The following is a 20,734-nucleotide window of genomic DNA, read 5'->3' as shown; positions in this document are numbered from 1 at the left end:
CGCGTCTGTCGGACCTGTCCGAAATCGGAAGATAAGAAATGACATTGCACGAGCCGCTGGCCAACTGGAACGGCGTCGAGATGCCCCTGTCGGCGGTCCGGGTCTCTGTCCTGGACCGCTCCTTTCTTTTTGGCGATGCGGTGTACGAAGTGCTGCGGGTCTACAACGGACGCCCGTTCCTCTATCAGCAACATGTGAACCGGTTGCAGGCCAATCTCGACAGCCTGCGAATTCCGGCTAACGCTGCCGTCATCGGAGAACGGGCGCTCGCCACACTCGGCCACAGCGGGATTGCCGAAGGGCAGATCTATCTTCAGGTGACGCGCGGCGAAGCACCGCGGACCCATCACTTCCCACATCCTCCGAGTCGACCGAACGAGCTGATCTATGTGAAGGCTGGAGGGGATCCTTACGCGTCACTGCGGAATACGGGAACAAAGGTCCTGCTGGTGGACGACCTGCGCTGGAAACGCTGCGATCTGAAAAGCGTCAACCTCCTGGCGAACTGCCTGGCTGCCGAGGCTGCCCATGCCGCAGGCTGTACGGAGGCCGTCTTCGTCGAGGAAGATGGACAGCTGATCGAAGGCAGTCATTCCAGTCTGTTTGCCGTTCGGGGAGGTGCGTTGCTGACCGCCCCTCTGGGAAGCAACATCCTGCCGGGAATTACTCGCAGTCTGGTGCTGAAGCTGGCGGCGGAAACCCGAATTCCCGTAGTCGAAGAGCCCTTGCACCGGAACTCATTGGCGAGCGTGGACGAGCTGTTTCTGACCGGTACGTCGACCGAGGTCCTTTCGGTCGTCCAGGCCAATGAGCAGCAGATCGGCGCGGGAACTCCCGGTCCAGTCGCCCGTGCTCTCCAGCAGGCATATCGGAATGCCGTGCAGGCGGAATGCGGTTGACGCTGGCGTTCTCAAATCGAGCGCCAACGTTCGCTCCCTGCCAGCTGGGGCTCCGAACTTCCCTCGGTGCGAAGTTGATTGATCGCGATGGGAGGAGCGATCCGGGCAAGCGACTGCACCTCGTGGTAGAGTGTGACGGCTCTCGCCCAACCGAAGGCCAGGTCCCCTTACCCGCTGAGTCAGCATGTCGCTTATCAAAATCGCCCACGGACAGGTTTACGATCCCGCGAATGACATTCACGGCGAGGTCCGCGATCTCTGGATTCTCGACGGCAAGATCGTAGCCTCGCCGCCGCAAAACAGAGCCCCCGAGAAAACAATCGATGCGACAGGCATGGTGGTGATGCCGGGGGGCGTCGACATGCATTGCCACATCGCCGGTCCGAAAGTGAACTCGGCCCGCAAACTTCGCCCCGATGAAAAGCGAGGAACCCGGCCAGTGATCCAGCGGGATGATTTCCGCTCTGGCACCGTCGGAAGTGTTCCGAGCACGTTTGCCACCGGCTACCTCTACGCGGGGATGGGCTATACATCCGCCTTCGATGCCGCGGTGTCGCCGCTGGCTGCGCGACATGTGCACGAGGAATTCCGGGATACTCCGATTCTCGACAAAGGCTTTTATGTCCTGCTGGGAAACAATCAGTACGCGCTGCAGCAGATCGCTGACGGTGAACCGCAGCGACTGCGCAGTTTCGTTGCCTGGTTGATGAGGTCCACGGGTGCCTATGGAACAAAAATCGTCAATCCGGGCGGGGTCGAAGTTTGGAAGCAGAGCGGCGGCACCTGTCGTTCACTCGATGATCGGGTGGGTCACTTCGGGGCGACTCCCCGGCAGATCCTGCGTGAGCTCGCCCGGACCATCGATGAGCTGGGCCTCCCCCACCCGGTCCACATCCACTGCAACAATCTCGGGATTCCCGGTAACTGGCAGACGACCCTCGCTTCCATGCACGCCCTGGAAGGCCATCGAGGACATCTGACGCACATCCAGTTTCACAGCTACGGTGGGCAAGGAGATGATCAGTCGACCTTCTGCTCGAAGGTTCCCGAACTGGCGGACTACGTCAACTCCCATCCCAACCTGACTGTCGACGTCGGGCAGGTGATGTTCGGCAACACGACATCGATGACCGGCGACGGTCCGGTCGGCTATTACCTGCATCGCCTGTTTCCGGGCAAGTGGGTCAGTGCTGACACAGAGCTGGAAGCGGGCTGCGGCATTGTGCCCATTGTCTATCAGAACAAGTCTCTCGTGCATGCGCTGCAATGGGCGATCGGGCTGGAGTGGTATCTGCTGGTGAACGATCCCTGGCGCATTGCCATGAGTACGGACCATCCCAACGGGGCCGCGTTCCTCGCGTATCCGGAAATCATCGCGTTGCTGATGGATCGCTCGCGCCGTGAAGATTTCCTTCGGCAGTTGCCCGCAACAGTAAGTCAGCACTGCACCCTCCCCCAGTTGACTCGCGAGTACACACTCAGCGAAATCGCCATCATTACCCGCGCGGGGCCAGCCCGCATTCTGGGGTTGACGCACAAGGGGCATCTGGGGCCGGGCGCCGATGGTGACATCACCATCTATCAGCCGCAGTCTGATCTGCAGAAGATGTTTGAAATGCCCCGCTACGTTATTGGTCGGGGCGAATTGATCATCGATGACTGCGAACTCCGCAGCACACGTGAAGGCTGCCTGTTTCACGTGGAACCCGATTTCGATGCAGATTGCCTGCCTCATCTGCGCGACTGGTTTGCAGACCACTACACCGTGCAGTTCGAAAACTATCCGGTGCCGGAAGACCTGCTCGGGCAACACCGACAGGTTCCGTGCGTCTCACGTTCCTGAAGCAGATGTCTCCTGCCCGCCCGGCGCGTGGCGAGATGGCGAGGCCTTGCCCCCGACGTCGGTGCAGCGCTCGCGACGATGCAAAAGAGCCGCAGTGACTACAGGTACGGAATCGCCATTCGGGCGAGCCCGTCACGCAGGCGGACCGGCAGCGAACGCTGCTTGACATCTTCAATCGTCATGCGCCGGGCTGACTGCAGTTTGCCCTCGACCAGTCGGGTCAGCTGCTGATTCAGCTCGCGGTCGTAGCATTCGATGTTGAATTCAAAATTGAGCCGCAGGCTGCGCGGGTCCCAGTTACTGGAGCCGATGAGCGACCAGTCATCATCCACCAGCATCACCTTGGTGTGATCGAATGGAGGGGCTGTCAGATAGATTTCACAGCCTGATGGCAGCACATTCGAGATCGGATCCATCGAGGCCCATTGCACCAGCAGGATATTGTTCTCCTGCGGAAGCAGAATACGGACCCGCACTCCCCGCATCGCCGCCAGTGTGAGCGCATTGACGATGGCCAGATCGGGCAGAAAATACGGAGTGACGATGTCGATCCGCGCTTCAGCCGCCTGCAGGCCGGCGAGAATCACCAGTCGAATATTGTCGATGTCGGAATCGGGGCCGTCCGAGATTCCCCGGGCCCGGATCTGTCCCCGGCGGTCCGGCGTCGTGAACCAGTCTCCCCCCTGCAACTGCTCACCTGTGGCGAAAGCCCAGTCGGTCACAAACGTCTCCTGGATGTGACTGACCACCGGACCTTCGAAGCGGAAGTGAATGTCCTGGACCGGATGCGAAGTCTCCCAGTCCAATCGGCAGCCCTCGCGGATGTTCATCCCCCCGGCGAATCCGAGCCGTCCATCCACCACCATCAACTTGCGATGGTTCCGGAGGTTCGCATAGAAAGCCAGCCGCGGCACCCGTGTCGGCAGAAACGTTGAGGTTTGAATTCCTTTGGCCCGCAACACGCGGGTGATCGGGGGCTTCGAATACCTCGAACCGACATCGTCGACGAGCACGCGCACTTCGACTCCCCGCTGTCGGGCCCGCACCAGCGCCGCAGCAAATTCCTGCCCGGCCCGGTCATTGTCGAAAATGTAGGAACAGAGGCTGACAGAACGAACCGCTTCATCGATCGCCTGCAGCATCGCCGGATAGGCTTGCTCCCCTCCCACCAGCAGCTTGACCGAGTTTCCGGTCAGCAGCGGCTTGCTCGTAATTTTGGAAACGACGCTGAACAGCGTTCCCCGGAAGGGAAGTTCCTGCCGGGCATCATGATCAACGAACCGCCCGCGCCGAAGTGCTTCCATAAACTTCCGGTCGCGACGTCGCTCGATCCGCTGCCCGCGGCGTTCGATCCGGTTGATGCCAAAACAGAAATAGAACAGCGAACCGAGAAACGGAGACAGCCAGATCAGTCCGACCCAGCCGATGACTGTTTGCGTTTCGCGCTTCGTCAAAATGGCATGGAGCGAAGTCCCGATCGCGAGCGCACGCTCCAAGAGCGCGAATATCAGGCCCCAATAAAAGATCGGGTCTTTCACGAATGCGTGCTCCTCTGCTGCGGTTTACGCAGCCATGGCGCCAAATGGCATCTTGCACACTGCGAAGGTCCGGGTTCCCGCGAGCGAACCGGAGTCTGCCCTGTCGAGTGGAAACGAAAGTCTGCATCGTATCCGGACCGGGACCCAGAGCAATCGTGGATGAAATCCAGACATCAGGAATTCTTCCAATCCCTTCGGCGGAACTGGAACTCGCATCCTTTCCAGAACTGCCCCACCTTCTGCTGCGAGTGAACGTCCCTTGATCCGACAACAAAGACAGGTCAGGCGAGTGGTTAACGGCCGAGGGTGTAGAACGCGGCGCAGCCCCTCACCTGGGATGCCTGGAACCGGCTGGTCACGGGAGCCGACGGAGGCGGTCGCTCACACGCCTCAGACAGAAACAACCTGACGAGAGATCCGGTCCGAATCCTGGGCACGACCGCATTGCGAATCCGAGCAGATCAACCGTCAACATGCTCAATGGCATTTTGTTTTTTGATCTACCCGTTCTTGCCACGTGGAACTGGGTATTTCATCACCTCAACGCTTGCTGCGCGGGCACTGGAAAGAGCAACCTGCTCTAATAGCGTGAGGTGAAATTTTCCTTTCCTGCAGGAGACCGTCGTGCTCCCCGGCATCAAGCAATTCGATCTGTCTGGAAAAGTCATTCTCGTCACCGGCGGCTCAAAAGGGCTTGGCGCCGCAATGGCCGAAGGCTTCGCTTCTGCGGGGGGGGAGCTGGTCGTCGTCAGCCGGCATGTTGAAGAGAGTCAGGCGCTCGCGGCCACACTCGCCGCCCAGTATGGCCGTCGCGCGATCGGGCTTGCTGCGGATGTCTCGCAGGCTGCCGAAGTGCAGCAGATGGTCGAAGCGGCTCTGCAGGAGTTCGGAAGAATTGATGTGCTGGTCAATAACGCGGGGATCAACATTCGCGGCCCGATTGACGAACTAACGATCGAGCAGTTCCGCAAGTGTCAAGCTGTGAATGTCGAAGGTCCGTGGCTCTGTGCCCAGGCGGTTGTCCCCCACATGAAGAAGCAGGGGAGCGGCCGCATCATCAACGTCAGCAGCACGCTCGGCCTCGTCGGGCTCGCGAACCGCACTCCTTATGCCTCCAGCAAAGGGGCCGTTCTGCAATTGACCCGGTCACTGGCCCTGGAGCTGGCCCCCTTTGGAATCACCTGCAATGCCATCTGCCCGGGTCCCTTCCTGACGGAAATGAACATCCCGATTCAGCATTCCGAGCAGGCGCAGAAGGACATTGTCGGGGCAGTGGCTCTCAACCGCTGGGGGCGACTGGAGGAAATTCAGGGGGCAGCGATTCTGCTGGCGAGCGATGCCTCGAGTTACATGACCGGCAGCCACCTCACTGTGGATGGAGGCTGGACCGCAAAATAAGGGGGGGGGAGCAAAAATAGCGGGTCTGCGACTCGTCTCCTGGGCGCAAGCACGCTGCAGTCAGAGTCTGCACTGTCGCGCCCTGCTCCGGGAGAGAGGACACCTGAGAACACCGTCGAGACGACGCTGACACCGGACTGCTTCGTATCCAGTCGCCTCGCCACATGCGATTCAGGTGATGGAGAGCTCACTGCGTCAGACGGCGAACCGGCCACTCCCCGTCGAGGCGCATTACACCGCCTCTTTCGATTCGGACGCTTCTTTCGGCTCGGACGTGGGGAGCTCAAACTTGGGAGCGTCCCACTTGTCCTGCGGCTCGTCGACGTCCACTTTCGGACGCGAGGGGCTGCTGGCATAGGAAGGAGTACTGCGGGTCGCCGAGCGGACCTCGTCTTCGATCCCGGCCATTCCTTTCTTGAATTCCACCATCCCTTTACCGAGGCTGCGGGCCACTTCCGGCAGCCGCTTTCCAAACAACAGCAGCCCGATAATGCCGAGAATCACCATCTCGCCGGTACCGATTCCGAACATCTGACACCTCTCGCTTCTGACGCGTTTTGTATTGAGATAACCCCGCAGCCGGGGTAGACAGAAAAATCTGGTTACTTAGGCAGCAGCGGCGATTCTTCTTCGCGAGCCCCTGCCTGGAAAGCACGGATGCTCGTGCCCAATCCTTTCATGGCAGAAGGGAGGCGGTGACCAAACAGCACCAGAACCACGATTGCGAACACCAGCAGTTCGCCCATACCGAAACCGAACATAGTCCACTCCCATCACATCACGGATTTGGTTTCACGCCGGAGGGAGAGTGGTGTCGGCAGATGACAACGAGTGACCACTCCGGACCTGCCGGATCAGAGTTCACTCGTTCGGCCCGCAGAAAATGGCAGACCATTTGAGCAGACTTAATCATACGCATGCAGCAGCCCCTGTCAATCATCCATTCGGGATCCCTCCATTCCCCACACAACTTCTCCGCTGACCGGAACTTGAGGTGGACCAAACGCTCCCGCACGGTCCGGGATTCTGCCGCAATTTGCGGTGACGCAGGGCGAACGGGGCTGGTATGCTGCCCCTAGAGCGAATCTCAAATACGTTTGGCCTTCCGGCGGCGGAAAACCAAGCGTTCAATCAAGGTTTGTCGCTGAAACGCCGCCACACTTCCCCGGGATCGGGGCGAGCTCCAGCAACAGGCCCCCTGTGCAACTCCCAGAGATTCTCCATTCCGCGGATGACTTGATCGCCTCGCGCCAGCCTCCGAGGCGGGCGCATCTGCTGGGCATTTGCGGCGCCGGAATGAAGGCGCTCGCCGAAGTTCTGGCTGGCCGTGGCTGGGAGATTACGGGATGTGACCTCGACCCGGACCCGCTCGCTGCGGCATCCCTCGAGCGACGGAAGATCACCCCTCTCCGTGGGCATCATCCCGATCATCTCACTCCGGAAACGGAACTGCTGATCTACAGTTCCGCCGTCCCCCCGGAATCTCCTGAACGACAACGTGCCGAACAACTCGACATCCCCCAGTTCAGCTACGTGGAAGCGTTGGCGGCTCTCACACGTCACAGCCGGGCCTTTGCCGTCGCGGGGACACACGGCAAAAGCACCACAACGGCGATGCTGGGGACGATCCTGCAATCTGCCGACCGCTCGCCGACTGTGATTTGCGGGGCAGAACTGATCGGTCCCCAGAGCAGCGGGTGGTCCGGCACCGGTCCGGATCTGGTCGTGGAGGCCTGCGAATACCGTCGCCATTTTCTGGAGCTGCAGCCGCACGCACTCTGCCTTCTGGGAATCGAGCCGGATCATTTCGACTGCTATCCCCATTTTTCTGATGCCATCGCGGCTTATCGGGAGTTGATTGACCAGGTCCCTTCCGCTGGAGTCATCACGTATCGCAGCGATTGTCTGGTGACCGCAGAGCTGATCGGGAAATCGCGCGCACACGCACAATCGTTTTCCGTCACCGACGCGACCGCGGACTGGCATGCCTCGACGATCGTGACCGCTCAGGGGCGCAGCTGCTTCGTGTTGCGCAGCCCTTCTGGTGAAACGGCATCAGTTCAGCTGCAGGTCGCAGGTCACCACAATGTCGCCAATGCCCTGTCGGCGGCTGCCTGTGCCGCGGCGGGGGGAGTCAGTTTTTGTCAGGTGGTTGATGGACTCCAGACATTTGCGGGGGTCAGACGTCGGGGAGAAGCCAAAGGACTGTGGCGCGGCGCGCACGTCATCGACGACTACGCCCATCATCCAACGGAAATCCGCTGCGCGATTGCAGCCGCGCGCGAAGCTTACCGCCCCCGTCGACTGATCAGCGTCTTTCAGCCCCATCAGATCTCGCGGACGCGTGTCCTGCTCGGTGAGTTCGCGGCCGCCCTGGCCGCCTCGGATCGGGTCCATCTGCTTCCGGTTTACGCGGCGAGAGAATCGGCCGGGCAGGAACAAATTCAACTGGTGGCGGAACTCGCGGCAAAAATATGTGAGCTTGGCACAGAAGCTTCTCTGATCAAAACTCTTGACCATGTCTGGCCCACACTCCAGACTGACGCCGGTAACGAAGATCTGATACTGACCCTGGGAGCGGGCGACCTCACGCGCGTACATCATGAGTGCATTTGAAAAATTCCAGAACATCCTCCGCTGCGATGAACCTTTGGCTCCCCACACCTGGCTGAAGGTGGGGGGACCCGCGCAGTATTTTATTGAGCCCCGCACGGTGGCAGAGCTCGAGGACGTCGTCCGGACCGCCGATCAGCAGGATCTTCCCATCCGGGTCCTCGGCGGCGGATCGAATCTGCTGATCCGCGATGAAGGTGTCAGTGGCGTGGTCATCAAACTGTCCGGCGATGAGTTTGCCGGCGTGACCATTTCCGGCAACCTCGTCCGGGCGCGGGGAGCAGCCCTCCTCTCGAATGTGATCTCACAGACCGTGGGTGAAGGACTGTCCGGGCTGGAGACACTCGTCGGCATTCCCGGGACAATCGGCGGCGCCGTGAAATGCAATGCAGGGGGGCGCCACGGAGAGATCGGTGAGTTTGTCCGGTCTGTCACCCTCATGACCGCCAAGGGAGAGCGTTTCGTCCGCAGCGGCGATGAACTCACCTTTGAGTACCGTTTCAGCGGAATCAACGAGTTGGCCATTCTCGAGGTCGAGCTGGAGCTCAAGGCGGGCGACGCCAAAGAACTGACCCGCCGGATGCGGCAGATCTGGATCACCAAGAAAGCGACGCAGCCGTTCTCCTTCCAGTCAGCCGGGTGCATTTTCAAGAACCCGCGCGGCTTGAGCGCAGGTGCCCTGATTGATCAGTCGGGACTCAAAGGGACCCGCATCGGCGGGGCGGAAGTGAGCGATCGTCACGCCAACTTTATTGTGACGCATCCAGGGGCCACGTCCGCCGACGTCCTCAATCTGATTGAAGTGATCCGCGCCCGCGTCAACGAACAGCATGGGGTCGATCTGGAACTGGAAATCAAGATCTGGTGATCACGCCGGTGTTCCAGCATCTTCGTCCGGAGCAGGATGCAGGCGTTGATCGATCCACTCGTTCTCGACAAATCGGCGCAGGTGCCAGCGGAGTGCATGCTCCAGATTGTGAAGTGTCTTTTCCCGGTCAGCGGGAGGGACCTCTGTTGTCCATTCGAAACCAAGCGGTCCCAGCCTGCTGCTCCAGTGGTCCTTCCGGGCCGTTGCGTTGATCCGCTCCTGAATGCGGATGGACCAAACGATCCCGAAGGCATCCCGGAAGTCGAACCAGACCCGGTCAAACGGCGATTCCTCAACGACCGGACGCTCCGCCGCGCGGTGTCCACCCCACAGGGCCGTTCCCCAAAACAGGGCCGCGACGCTTCTGACCAGACGCGTTGACTCTTCCGAGAGCGCCATCTGTGTCGAGAAGGGGACGAGCACGATCCCGACCGCCACGGCGGCCAACACGACGGGCAGGCCGAACCGCGTTCCCAGATAATTCCCCGTGCCCATCACCAGAACGAGCACAAAGCCCAGATAGACCGGCGCCTGTAAACGCAACGGTGAAAGTTGTTGGGTTCCCCATAATTCGGTCAGGGCGGGCCAACCCAGCACCGCCAGCAGCGGCAGGATAATAAACAGGTTCCAGACACGATTGGTGGGCCGACGCGCCCCCAACACCGAAATCAGCGGGCACAGCGACAAAACGCAGGTCCAGTACCAGAGATGATCCAGTCGCGGCGCCGGCTGCCATTGAAAGAGCGCCCCTGCTGTCGATGCGAGCCACGCCAGTTGCGCCAGCAGCCCCCAATTCCAGGCGGAAGTCAGTGACGTCTGCTTTAAAGCACTGCAGCCGCTGCGAAAGCGGGTGAGGCAAAACACCATCAGGGCCACTGCCAAGCTGGCACAAACAACACTGAGCAGCGTGCGCACCGGTTATGCCTGCCTCAGGGATCTGTCACAAGTGATGGGATGCAGCATTTCTAACGAAGATGTCAGCTGCCCGCACGCTACCGTCGTCACAAACGGAATACGTGGCGGGTGGGGGAGAAACCGGCCACAAATTCTGTGAGGCAAGCTCGATTCAAATTCGCCGAACGCCGAATTCTTTGGGCAGGTGGACCCAACGTTCGTGGTGACTGGCGGGCTTCACAAGACGCTGCGACTTCGCGAAAGCCAGCGTAGACGATGACCCGCAAAACTCAACCCCCGGGAAGAAGTCGAGGAGATTTCAAGATGAAGTGGACAAACATTGCTGCTGCTCTGCTGATCGCCGCTAGCGCAAACATCGCTAACGCCGGTCTGTTCGGGCACCACCGTTCGAAGTGTTGTGAGCCGACCTGCTGTGCACCGGCTCCGAGCTGCTGTGCACCGACCTGCGGTGCTCCTAGCGATCCGAGCTGTGCCGCTCCTTGCGGCAACGCTTGTGCTCCCGCTTGTGCCGCTCCGGCTTGTGCTCCGGCTTGTGCCGCTCCGGCCTGTGCTCCCGCTTGCGGTGCTCCGGCCTGTGCCCCCAGCTGTGCAGCTCCTGACACCTGCTGTGCACCGGTTAGCGACTGCTGTGCTCCCAAGAAGCACTGCGGACTCGCTGGCTGGTTCAAGAAGCACCGTCGTCACGGATGCCACAAGAGCGACTGCTGCGCTCCGGCTCCGAGCTGCTGTGCCCCGACCTGCGGTGCTCCGGCTAACGCCTGTGCCCCGACCTGCGGTGCTCCTTGCGGTGCCTGCAACTAATTTGAGTTAATCGGCCCGCCAAAAACGACCTCCCCTTCCCCAGCGAAGTCGTTCCGGCAAACCGAAAAATTCGAGACGCCGAACTCTCACGGGTTCGGCGTCTTTTTTTGTATTTTGGCTCGAGGACATGGGACCTCCCATTCCCCCCAGCCACTGACACATCACTTCCCGTTCGATCAGAATGGAGAAGAGAATCACGCGGGCCCTTGCCGAACCTCTACCCCTTGCCTGACTCGATGCCATCCAAACTGCTCAGCTATCTGCGTCTGTGCCGCATCCCCACGGTCTTCACGGCACTGGCTGACATCTTTGCCGGCTATCTCCTGACACACACGGACCTGCAGCCACATCGGGAATTTCTCCTGCTGTTGCTCGCCTCGGCCGGGCTTTACCTCGCGGGGATGGTGTTGAACGACCTGTTCGACGTGGAACAGGATACCCGCGAGCGTCCGCGCCGACCGATCCCCTCCGGACAGGTCTCACGAAGAAACGCGGCCTACTTCGGCTTCGGACTCATGGGGATTGGACTCGGAGCCGCTGCGGGCACCAGCCTCCCCTCCCTGTTGATCGGCCTCATTCTGGCCGTCTGCATTCTGGGATATGACCGGTTCCTGAAGCGAACGCCGCTCGGTCCGCTCGCCATGGGAAGCTGCCGGCTGCTCAACATCCTGCTGGGGGCAAGCAGCGGAGTCGCTGACTTTGCGTCGCTGTGGCAGTCGCCGCAACTGGCCGTCGCCTGCGCGATGGGACTCTACATCACAGGAGTGACCTGGTTTGCACGGACCGAAGCACGGGACAGCAATCGCCAGATGCTCCTGGGAGCATTGGTCACTGTGAATGCGGGCCTCGTCTGGCTGTTCACGTTTCCCGCAGCCTTTCAACCACTGGTCCCTGCCGGCAGTCCACCGACAATGGGGATGGCGCTGCTGATCTGGAGCGCCGTCGCCTTCCTGGTCAACCGTCGAGCCGTGGCCGCCATTCGTACTCCCTCTCCCGCGCTGGTACAGCCGACAATCGGAATCATGCTGCTGTCGGTCATCGGACTGAATACCATGACGATTCTCTCCCGCTTGGGAGAGGGGGGGGTCCGCTACGCGATCGGGACGCTGCTGCTCATTCCGCCAGCGATCCTGCTCCGTCGGCGCATTGCCATGACCTGAGTTCCCCGCTGCAGGCACTCAATCAACCGCAGTGCCCCGCGTTCGCAGATTGCCGTTCAGAGACGTTGTCCGGCTTCAAAAGACAGAGAGCAACAAGACCTGCGCCGAGCGGACCAGCCAAGGACGCTCCTGGTCGGAGACAGATCCCTTTTTCAGCATGTAGCCGGTTTTGGACTTCACCTGCGACACAAAGAACTTGTGCATGCTGGAGAGCTGCAGCGTCCCTTCTTCCGCCTGCTTCAGCACCTGGACCGCGACCCGGTGAATCGCCTGCGCCTCCTGCAGCTTCTGGTACTCCGCCTTGGACCAACGGGGAGGCTCTTCCGCGTTCCCCAGCGTGCGGACCAGATCGAGAATCAGCTGATCGACCTTCGCCGATTTTTCATAGTCGATCCGCTCCGGCACATCGCGCGGCGTGTGGTAATCCGGGTGTTCGCCCGTGGAGAAGAACAGGTAAGGAATCTCGTGATCACGGAACGGTCCATAGTCGCTGCGGGTGCCGATCATGTCGGTTCCCAGATGCGCCAGCTCCAGTCCTTCCGGTGTGGGAGTCGACACCAGCGCGTCACGCAGACCGGGGGAATGTTCCGCGCCAAGAATGAAAACCATCGGCAGATCCAGATCCCCCAGTGACCGGCCAATCATGTCGGCGGTCAGGCAAACCTTGATCGACTTGTGGTCGACAGGAGAGTGGGCCATGAACCAGCGCGACCCCCAGAGGAGCGACTCTTCAAAATCGAAGGCGACGAAAGCGACACTTCGTTTCAGCGGAGACGCCGCGATTCGACGGCTCACTTCCAGCAGCATCGCCACACCGGAAGCATTGTCGTCTGCCCCCGGATAAAGCTCGTTCTTCCGTACTCCCAGATGGTCGTAATGCGCGTTGACGATGATCCATTCCCGCTTCAGTTCCGGATCGGTCCCGGGAACAAATCCGGCGATGTTCTCGCCGGCCGGCTCGAAGACATCACTGCCGGTCTCACGTGCTGGAACCGTCTGAGACCATTCGCCGGCAAAAAACGGCTGCAGCCCGTTCCGGTAAAACTCGCGAATGATGTAATCCCGGGTGGCCTGCTTCGCGGTACCGCTGCGGCCTCCCCGCGCAGGATCTGCCAGAAACGTGATGTGCGGACGAATGTGATCCGCCGTGATCGGTTCCTGCGCTGGAGCCCCAGCCAAGGCGATTGAAGCACACAACCCCAGGAAAAAGAGGGCCAGAGATCCACGGCTCACCACGTCAGCAAGGTCGTGCGGGAGGCGCCGGGCGGAAAGTCGGGAAGATGGAAAACTCATGCTGCGAGATTCTTCCGGTTCTAGCGATTCGAACGAGAAATCCTGTTGTGCGGGGGCTTTCTAACCGATCTTGCAAGGCAGTGTCCACACGCATCATTTCCCGAATCGACTGGCGGTCCGTCGACCAGATCCCGGGACAAGGAGTCGAATTCATGATCAGGCGCACACTTCTGGCTGCACTCTGCGGCATTGCCGTCGCAGCTGGCTGGGGCAGCGGCAGCCACGCCGAAGCGGCCCCTCCGGGGCAGCCGACCAACTGGCAGCGATTCTACTACTATCCGTATGTCTACTATCCGCAAAACTTCCAGAAGTTGCCGGAAAGTTACGACCACCTGTACTACCGGTATCCGACCCAGAAGCGGATTCCGGTCTACAACAAGGACTGGCACAACTTCTATCCCAGTGAAAAGCCATACCACTGGGGGCACCATTACACAATGGATGTCTTCTAATCCGGGGGCGATGAGTCCATTGCTGTCAGGGGAAAACAGTCCGCTTCTTTGCAAGCGGACTGTTCGCGTTTCCGGGGCTCCGTATTCTGGCTCCCGCCCCATTTGAGAACGCAGCGTCAGCGAGTGCTTCCTCTCTCCCTCGCTGACTCTCTCCCGCTCCCCTCCCACCAACTCAGTGAACGAGCGTCAGAGTGCTGCTCACTCACCCGTACCGCAGCTCTCCCACGCTGAGCCGCTCCCTTGGGTCCAGCACACCTCTTCTTCGAGTGCTGCTCACTCCCGAGTGACGACCCGCCACAGCTGGAGCTTCTCGTAACGCTCGGCGGGAAGCTGAGAGGGAGCCCACTGGTCGAGCAGAACCAGATCACTCGGTTGCAGCGTCACCTCACGCACCAGCTCCACGCGAGAATCCGCAGCCAGCTGCTGCGACTCTGTGGGAGCATGGGGACCTGTCACCAGAAAGTTTGCCACGCGCGGGTCGGACTTCCCCGGTTCCAGCATCCCCAGATTCGACGCCGGCTGCGCGACAAACTCCAACGGTCCCTCTTTCCGGGCTGCCAGCTGGTAGAACAGCCCCGGCTCCCCGAAGATGTAAAACAGGGCATCGAGTTCCGACTTCGTCGCGGGAGGACGCTCTTTCAGCTCTTCAACGGCAGCCGCAATCACTTCGTCCGCAGCCCTGTTCATACTGCGGCGGTCCTGCCAGGCAGGGGGACTCGTCTGCAGACCCCAGAGAGTCGCCAACAGGCACAGTCCCGCAACCGCTGTCAGTTCGCCGACCGTGCTTCCGGCGAGCCCAACCTTCGGTTGCGCATCCTCTGGCGTGTTCCCCCGCTGCAAACGGCTGACAATTTCATCGAGGGAGATGCTGGCGGCAATGATCAGCCCTGTCAGCCCGGGCAACATCAGTCGAGGATAGGCCCGGTACAGCGGTGTGCTGACCAGCAGCCCCAATACCCAGGCGGCCACGATCCAGTCGGAAAGGGAAATCTCCCGGAGACTTTTGCTCCCACGGATGAGCCCCCACGCGGTACAACCGACCGCCAGAACGCAGAGGATTCCCAAAGGAATGAGGCTGCCCAGACCCCAAACAACCGCTGCCACCCCCAGGCCGATCGCGATCGGAAAAATCAGCGCAGTCCGACTTTGTTTCCACGTGAAACGCCGGACCATCAGCCCGGATGCCAACCCGAGGGTGCCAGCGGTCACCCACCCCGCATAAAAGTGGTCCACCGACAGCTGCCGAACCGCCGAGTCCCACCACCCCCGCCAGCCGACGAGATACCCCTTGTGGTTGGCGGCGACCGCTGCATAGCCCCCATAAGGCTGAAGTTCCTGCAGACACGGGAGCCACAACAGAAGGGCTCCTCCGGCAACGAGCGCGTACCGGATCGCCACCGCCCGGACGGCGGGCCAGCCGGGTCGGCTCACGAGTCCCCAGCCCGCGACGCCGGCTCCGAGAATCGCGAGCGGCAGCCAGCCATTGTACTTCGTCCACCACCCCCAGGCCGTGCAGACCGCAGCCACAGCTATCCACATTAAGGAGCCGGAACGGAGTGCCCTGACTCCCGCCCCGACGGCCAACGTCATCGCCAGACAGACCGGAATGTCGGTGAGCGCAGCCCGGCTGTACTGGATCATCAGTTCGTGCCCCGCGACGACGACTGCAGCCACGAGTGGGGTGATGTTATCGACCGGGGAAGAACCTGACGGTGGAGAGAGTTCCCGCCAGCAGAAGAGGGTTGCCGGCTCCTGCGTCTTTCCCTTCCGGGACGTTTGCAACCGGATATCAGGAACGGTCACCTGTCCAGTTCGCCCCCGAACGAGCTGACGGGTCGTCCACCAGACTCCCCAGATCAGCGCGGTCCCAAGGAGCAGATTCACCCACATAACCGCCTGCGGCCGGGCCCCCCCCTGGATCAGAGCCCACTCCAGCAGGGCCGGAAACAGCGGAGGGGCATACAGGTGCTGGTCGGGATAGCGGAACCCCAGATGGTCCGCGAACAGGTTCGAAGCGTAGACCCCTTCGTCGAAGTGCTCGACGGACAGCCGTTCGAACTTCCAGGCGCGTAGCCCGAAGCCCACAATCAGGACACACAGCAGCAGCCAGCGCGATGAGATGACTCGGTTCATGCGGGGAGTTTAATGAATCTGGCTCGCTCCCGCTTCGTAACCGGTCGCAAACGACGGTGACCACGGGCTCAGGGACTGCCCTGGCTGATGCCACGGGCTCTGAAGAATGGCCGCAGGGACTGGCCACGGCGGTGGTCTCTGATGAACTGGAACAGGGAGGCTCGCTAAGATGAAATCGTTTCACGTGAAAACTTTTGCCGTCTGTACCGTGACCAACGGTTGAGCAAACCATGTCAGAGATCTACGTCAGTACGGATGTCGAAACCGACGGTCCGATCCCGGGTCCGCACTCGCTGCTGAGCATCGGCTCGGCGGCGTTTCTGCCGGACAAGACGCTCGTCGCCACTTTCAGCGCCAACGTGCAGACCCTTCCCGATGCACAGGGTCACCCCGAGACGATGGCTTGGTGGGAGCGCAACCGCCGCGCCTGGAACCAGTGTCGGCAGGCTCCTGAGCCCCCGGAGGAGGTCTTCCCCCGGTATGTCGCGTGGGTAAAGTCCCTCCCAGGGACTCCCGTCTTCGTCGCCTACCCGGCCGGATTCGACTTCACGTTCGTCTACTGGTATCTGATCCGCTTCGCAGGCGAGAGCCCGTTCTCCCACTCCGCACTCGACGTCAAGACCTTCGCCATGTCGCTCATGGGGAGTTCGTACCGGGGGGCGACCAAGCGGAACATGCCCCGGCACTGGTTCGACAAGCTTCCCCACACCCACAACGCTCTGGCCGACGCCATCGAACAGGGCTCGCTGTTCTGCAACATGCTGATGGAATGGCGCCGGAGCCAGAAGGCGGAACTCCCCTGACGAGCGGCCGCACTGCCAGACCGCCGCGAATTCCCTTTCGCCTTGCTCCCCAGTTATAACTGGCCGTGACCAAGGGAGAGTTCAATGGCCAGTCTGTTCGAGAAGCAGGAGCAGCAGTGGATGCAATCCGCGCTGCCGCTCGCTGCGCGGATGCGTCCCCGGCAACTCAGCGAGTTCGTCGGGCAACAGCATTTTCTGGGGGAGGGGAAGCTTCTCCCCCGGATGCTCAAGGCCGATCGCCTGGGCTCCATGATCTTTTACGGTCCTCCGGGAACCGGGAAAACCTCACTGGGTGAAGTGATCGCCCAACAGACCCGCTCGCACTTCGTCATCCTGAATGCCGCCTCGGCCGGAGTCAAAGAGCTGCGGGGCGCACTCGAAGAGGCCCGCAATCGCCTGCAAGCCACCGGGGAACGGACGATCCTTTTCGTCGATGAGCTGCACCACTTCAACCGCACGCAGCAGGATGTTCTGCTGCCTGACGTGGAAGCGGGAGTGGTCAGCCTGATTGCCGCGACGACGGCGAATCCGTTTTTCTCGCTCGCATCGGCCCTGATCAGCCGGAGTCAGGTCTTCGAGTTTCAGTCCCTGTCCCGCGACGATGTCCTCTCATTGCTGCGACGGGCGCTGACCGACTCCGAGCGAGGCCTCGGTCAGCTGAAAGCGACCGCAACGGACGACGCTCTGGAGTTCCTGGCCGACATCTGCGACGGCGATGGCCGCCGGGCGTTGACCGCGCTGGAAATCGGAGTCCGCTCCCTCGACAGGAGTCGACCTGTCTTCGATCTGGAAATCGCGCAGGAGTCGATCCAGAAGAAGGCAGTCCTCTACGATGCCAAGGGGGACCAGCACTACGACGTGACCAGTGCGTTCATCAAGAGCATGCGGGGAAGCGATCCGGATGCCGCCATCTACTGGCTGGCCCGCATGCTGGTCGCCGGGGAAGACCCCCGCTTCATTGCCCGCCGGATGGTGATTCTGGCCTCTGAGGATGTCGGGAACGCCGACCCCCAGGCCCTGGTGATCGCCAACGCCGCCGCCGAGGCCACCGAACGGGTGGGCATGCCCGAATGCAGAATCATTCTCGCCCAGGCGGTCACCTACCTCTCGACCGCTCCCAAATCGAATGCCTCCTACATGGCGATCAACGCCGCGATGGAGGATGTCCAGCACCAGCGCATTGTCCCGGTTCCGGTGCACCTCAAGGATTCTCACTACAGCGGAGCCAAGGCACTTGGGCATGGCACCGGATATCAGTATGCTCATTCCGGTGCAGGGGGGTGGGTCGACCAGGATTACCTCGGCGTCGAGAAGACCTATTACGAACCGGTCAATCGAGGGCATGAGGTGCAGATCCGGCAGCGGCTGGAAGAGCTGAAGCTCCGACGCCGACCGCGCGAACAGGCCTCCCGGAACGCATCGCAGCCGCATCCGGAAGAGTCCGGAGAGCACACAGGACCCCAGCAGGAATAACCATGTCAAAAGCGCTGAACATCGGGATGATCGGAGCCGGCTTCATGGGCCGGGCCCATACGAATGCGTACAAGCGGGTCGGGGACTTCTTCCCCAGCCTCCAGTACCGACCTGTGCTCAAGGCCGCATGCTCCCGGTCGAAGGAAGCGATCACCAGCTTCGCAGAACAGTGGGGATATGAGTCGATCGAGACCGACTGGCGGCAGCTGCTCGCCCGACCGGACATCGATGCCGTCGACCTCTGCGTTCCGAACAACCTCCACAAAGAGATTGCCATCGCCGCTGCCCAGGCAGGCAAGATGATCCTCTGTGAAAAGCCCCTGGCCATGAACGTGGCCGAGGGGGAAGAGATGTGCCGCGCTGTGGAACAGGCGGGAGTCAAGAACACCGTCTGGTACAACTACCGCCGGATTCCCGCCGTCACTCTGGCCAAGCAGCTGATCGACAGCGGCCGCCTCGGACGGATCTTCCACTACCGCGCCAACTTCCTCCAGGACTGGACCATCTCCGCGGACCTCCCCCAGGGGGGAACCGCGCTCTGGCGGCTGGATGCCGCTGCGGCCGGTTCCGGAGTGACGGGCGACCTGCTCGCTCACTGCCTCGACACCGCCCTCTGGCTTAACGGCGGCATCAAAGACGTGACCGCGATGACCGAGACCTTCATCAAGGAGCGGGTCCATACCGCGACCGGAGAGAAGAAGCCGGTCGGAATCGACGACGCCTGCGCCGTCCTCTGCCACTTTGCCAACGGGTCACTGGGGGTGTTCGAATCGACCCGCTATGCCCGCGGTCACAAAGCAGGATACACCTTCGAAATCAACGGCGAGAAGATGTCGCTCCGCTGGGATCTGCACGACCTGCACCGGTTGCAGCTGTTCGACTATGGAGTCGAAGGTCCGCTGCGTGGCTGGCAGAGTATTCATGTCACCGACCACGGAGGGGAGCATCCCTACATGGATCATTGGTGGGTTCCCGGGCTGCAGATCGGCTACGAGCACTCGTTCGTGCATCACGTCGCCGACTTCCTGCAGTCGCTGGAAACCGGGAAGGCCTGTTCACCAACGTTCCGCGAGGCGCTCGAAACCCAGAAGGTCTGCGACGCGATTCTCAACAGTGCCCGGGAACATGCCTGGCAGAGCGTGAGTTGATTGCGGTGGGGCACGAAGCGTGGGCGAAGATTGACTCCCCGAAAGTCAGCACTCGCTGACGCTTCGTGTTCTGAGTTGCTTCGTCGCAGAAGACGTTCTCACCCGGCGAACGACTGCACGAGCTCCCGCACCTGCGTCAGCTCGCGGAAGATCTTTTCGAGCTGATCAAGCCGTACCTGATTGGGCCCGTCGCTCATGGCCTTTTCCGGCTGCGGATGAGTCTCCATGAAAACGGCATCCGCCCCGCAGGCAACTGCAGCCCGCGCGAGAAATGGAACCATTTCCCGGTTGCCGCCCGTGGTCGCTCCCCCCGGACGCTGCACGCTGTGCGTGGCATCGAAGCAAACCGGACAGCCCATCGCCTGCATGGTCGGAATGCACTGCATGTCGTTGATCAGCCGACCGTAGCCGAAGGTCGTTCCGCGATCGGTCAGCAGAATGTTCTTTGCCCCCGCTTCTTCACACTTGCGGACAGCGTGGATCATGTCGTCCGGCGCGATGAACTGCGGCTTCTTGACGTTGACGATTCCCCCGTGCGCAGCGACCGCCTCGGCAATGGCCACAACCAGATCGGTCTGTCGGGCCAGGAAGGCGGGGACCTGCAGGATCTGACAGACCTGCGCGGCAGGGGCTGCCTGCTCGGGCGAGTGGATATCTGTGGTGACGGGGAGGCCGGTCTCCTCACGGACCCGGGCCAGGATCTCCAGCCCCCGTTCCAGTCCCGGTCCCCGGAAGCTGTTGAAGCTTGTCCGGTTGGCTTTGTCGAAGCTCGATTTGAAAACGATCTGCCAGCCGTTGCGGGCAGCCATGTCCGCCAGACGGAGCGAGGTCTCCCGGATCAGCTCTTCGTTTTCAATGACACAGGGACCCGCGATAAACATCAGCGGCTGTGCGAGTCCGCAGCGGTAGCGCCCGACCTGGAGTGGGTTACTTGGCATGTGAAGTCCGTTTCTGTTCGCTGCGACCGAGCGCAGACTAATTCCTCCTGCCAGTCATTCTGGCGAGGTGACGTTACTTCAGCTGCCGCGAAGCCGTCAATCGCAGCGGGGTGACGGGCCTGGCTCCACGGGTCGGGGAAGCACCTCAGCGACCGTTCGCTACTTCTTCCGGAAGTGGGCTTCCAGATCTTTCACCATCGGTCCAGCACTCTTGACTGCCGACTTCAGCGTGTCGGCGGAGACCCCGAACTTCTTTGTCCAGTACTCCACCTCGTAGGCTTCGTTGATATTCACCCGGGCGGCGTCCTGCGGTCCTTTTTTCGTCTTGTCGTCGGCCATTTTCCGTCTCCTGAAAGTTGTGGCCCGCACCGGCGATCATCGCACGGCCCGACAGGCGGTCAAGAGGCTCCCGCGCAGCCCGGATCCCTGTCGCCCGCCACACAATTATATATACTGAAT

At 61.2% G+C, this 20,734-nt stretch carries 18 protein-coding genes; 10 read left to right on the top strand and 8 right to left on the bottom strand.

The features are described from left to right. Window positions 1-38 precede the first annotated feature (38 nt). On the top strand, window positions 39-899 hold the full coding sequence (locus tag SH664x_RS05205; RefSeq protein WP_437205636.1) for an aminotransferase class IV: 861 nt from the start codon (window positions 39-41) through the stop codon (window positions 897-899). A 184-nt stretch (window positions 900-1,083) separates the two neighbouring features. Next, complete coding sequence (locus SH664x_RS05200) at window positions 1,084-2,742, top strand: formylmethanofuran dehydrogenase subunit A (RefSeq protein ID WP_437205634.1); 1,659 nt, start codon at window positions 1,084-1,086, stop codon at window positions 2,740-2,742. A gap of 98 nt (window positions 2,743-2,840) precedes the next feature. On the opposite strand, the gene cls is transcribed toward SH664x_RS05200, so the two are convergent. After that, window positions 2,841-4,280: a cardiolipin synthase gene (gene cls / locus SH664x_RS05195; RefSeq protein ID WP_437205632.1), complete on the bottom strand. Its 1,440-nt coding sequence runs from the start codon at window positions 4,278-4,280 to the stop codon at window positions 2,841-2,843. 624 nt (window positions 4,281-4,904) lie between these two features. Between cls and SH664x_RS05190 the strand changes: the two genes are divergently transcribed. Then, window positions 4,905-5,678, top strand: a complete 774-nt coding sequence (locus tag SH664x_RS05190) for an SDR family NAD(P)-dependent oxidoreductase (RefSeq protein ID WP_437205630.1) — start codon at window positions 4,905-4,907, stop codon at window positions 5,676-5,678. A 231-nt stretch (window positions 5,679-5,909) separates the two neighbouring features. On the opposite strand, the gene SH664x_RS05185 is transcribed toward SH664x_RS05190, so the two are convergent. Together SH664x_RS05185 and SH664x_RS05180 are read right to left on the bottom strand one after the other, a co-directional pair. Beyond that, entirely contained in the window at window positions 5,910-6,209 is a 300-nt protein-coding gene (locus SH664x_RS05185) for a Sec-independent protein translocase subunit TatA/TatB (protein ID WP_437205628.1), read from the bottom strand. A 71-nt stretch (window positions 6,210-6,280) separates the two neighbouring features. Then, window positions 6,281-6,439, bottom strand: a complete 159-nt coding sequence (locus SH664x_RS05180; protein ID WP_437205627.1) for a Sec-independent protein translocase subunit TatA/TatB — start codon at window positions 6,437-6,439, stop codon at window positions 6,281-6,283. A 280-nt stretch (window positions 6,440-6,719) separates the two neighbouring features. On the opposite strand from SH664x_RS05180, the gene murC reads away from it, so the two are divergent. Continuing rightward, entirely contained in the window at window positions 6,720-8,294 is a 1,575-nt protein-coding gene (gene murC, locus SH664x_RS05175; RefSeq protein WP_437205625.1) for a UDP-N-acetylmuramate--L-alanine ligase, read from the top strand. Then, entirely contained in the window at window positions 8,281-9,159 is an 879-nt protein-coding gene (murB, locus tag SH664x_RS05170; RefSeq protein ID WP_437205623.1) for a UDP-N-acetylmuramate dehydrogenase, read from the top strand. Before murC ends, murB begins: the two co-directional genes overlap by 14 nt. On the opposite strand, the gene SH664x_RS05165 is transcribed toward murB, so the two are convergent. Then, window positions 9,160-10,026, bottom strand: coding sequence for a hypothetical protein (locus SH664x_RS05165; RefSeq protein WP_437205622.1), 867 nt, complete (start codon window positions 10,024-10,026; stop codon window positions 9,160-9,162). It lies immediately after the preceding gene. Window positions 10,027-11,111: 1,085 nt separating this feature from the next. Between SH664x_RS05165 and SH664x_RS05160 the strand changes: the two genes are divergently transcribed. Continuing rightward, window positions 11,112-12,035: a UbiA family prenyltransferase gene (locus tag SH664x_RS05160; protein ID WP_437205620.1), complete on the top strand. Its 924-nt coding sequence runs from the start codon at window positions 11,112-11,114 to the stop codon at window positions 12,033-12,035. Window positions 12,036-12,110: 75 nt separating this feature from the next. Here SH664x_RS05160 and SH664x_RS05155 read toward each other — a convergent pair whose 3' ends face one another. After that, window positions 12,111-13,328, bottom strand: a complete 1,218-nt coding sequence (locus SH664x_RS05155; protein ID WP_437205619.1) for a M28 family peptidase — start codon at window positions 13,326-13,328, stop codon at window positions 12,111-12,113. Window positions 13,329-13,480: 152 nt separating this feature from the next. Between SH664x_RS05155 and SH664x_RS05150 the strand changes: the two genes are divergently transcribed. Next, complete coding sequence (locus SH664x_RS05150) at window positions 13,481-13,780, top strand: hypothetical protein (protein WP_437205618.1); 300 nt, start codon at window positions 13,481-13,483, stop codon at window positions 13,778-13,780. 273 nt (window positions 13,781-14,053) lie between these two features. Here SH664x_RS05150 and SH664x_RS05145 read toward each other — a convergent pair whose 3' ends face one another. Next, a complete protein-coding gene (locus SH664x_RS05145; RefSeq protein ID WP_437205617.1) occupies window positions 14,054-15,913 on the bottom strand; it encodes an ArnT family glycosyltransferase in 1,860 nt (619 codons plus the stop codon). 230 nt (window positions 15,914-16,143) lie between these two features. On the opposite strand from SH664x_RS05145, the gene SH664x_RS05140 reads away from it, so the two are divergent. The 3 genes from SH664x_RS05140 to SH664x_RS05130 all read left to right on the top strand — a co-directional run bounded on the left by SH664x_RS05140 (window position 16,144) and on the right by SH664x_RS05130 (window position 19,337). Beyond that, complete coding sequence (locus SH664x_RS05140) at window positions 16,144-16,716, top strand: 3'-5' exonuclease (protein WP_437205616.1); 573 nt, start codon at window positions 16,144-16,146, stop codon at window positions 16,714-16,716. 84 nt (window positions 16,717-16,800) lie between these two features. Continuing rightward, on the top strand, window positions 16,801-18,189 hold the full coding sequence (locus SH664x_RS05135; RefSeq protein WP_437205614.1) for a replication-associated recombination protein A: 1,389 nt from the start codon (window positions 16,801-16,803) through the stop codon (window positions 18,187-18,189). Window positions 18,190-18,191: 2 nt separating this feature from the next. Then, window positions 18,192-19,337 (top strand): Gfo/Idh/MocA family protein, encoded by a 1,146-nt coding sequence (locus SH664x_RS05130; protein ID WP_437205612.1) that lies wholly within the window; start codon window positions 18,192-18,194, stop codon window positions 19,335-19,337. Window positions 19,338-19,435: 98 nt separating this feature from the next. On the opposite strand, the gene kdsA is transcribed toward SH664x_RS05130, so the two are convergent. Then, the gene (gene kdsA / locus SH664x_RS05125; protein ID WP_437205610.1) at window positions 19,436-20,275 is read right to left on the bottom strand and encodes a 3-deoxy-8-phosphooctulonate synthase; all 840 of its coding nucleotides are present in this window, start codon (window positions 20,273-20,275) and stop codon (window positions 19,436-19,438) included. A gap of 159 nt (window positions 20,276-20,434) precedes the next feature. Next, a complete protein-coding gene (locus SH664x_RS05120) occupies window positions 20,435-20,614 on the bottom strand; it encodes a DUF3606 domain-containing protein (protein WP_437205609.1) in 180 nt (59 codons plus the stop codon). Between the last annotated feature and the right edge of the window lie 120 nt (window positions 20,615-20,734).

Source organism: Planctomicrobium aquicomposti (assembly GCF_051466325.1).
In the GTDB taxonomy this organism is placed as follows: Bacteria; Planctomycetota; Planctomycetia; order Planctomycetales; family Planctomycetaceae; genus Planctomicrobium.
The sequence above is the reverse complement of the archived record's forward strand: the minus strand, read 5'-3'. Positions and strand labels throughout refer to the sequence as shown.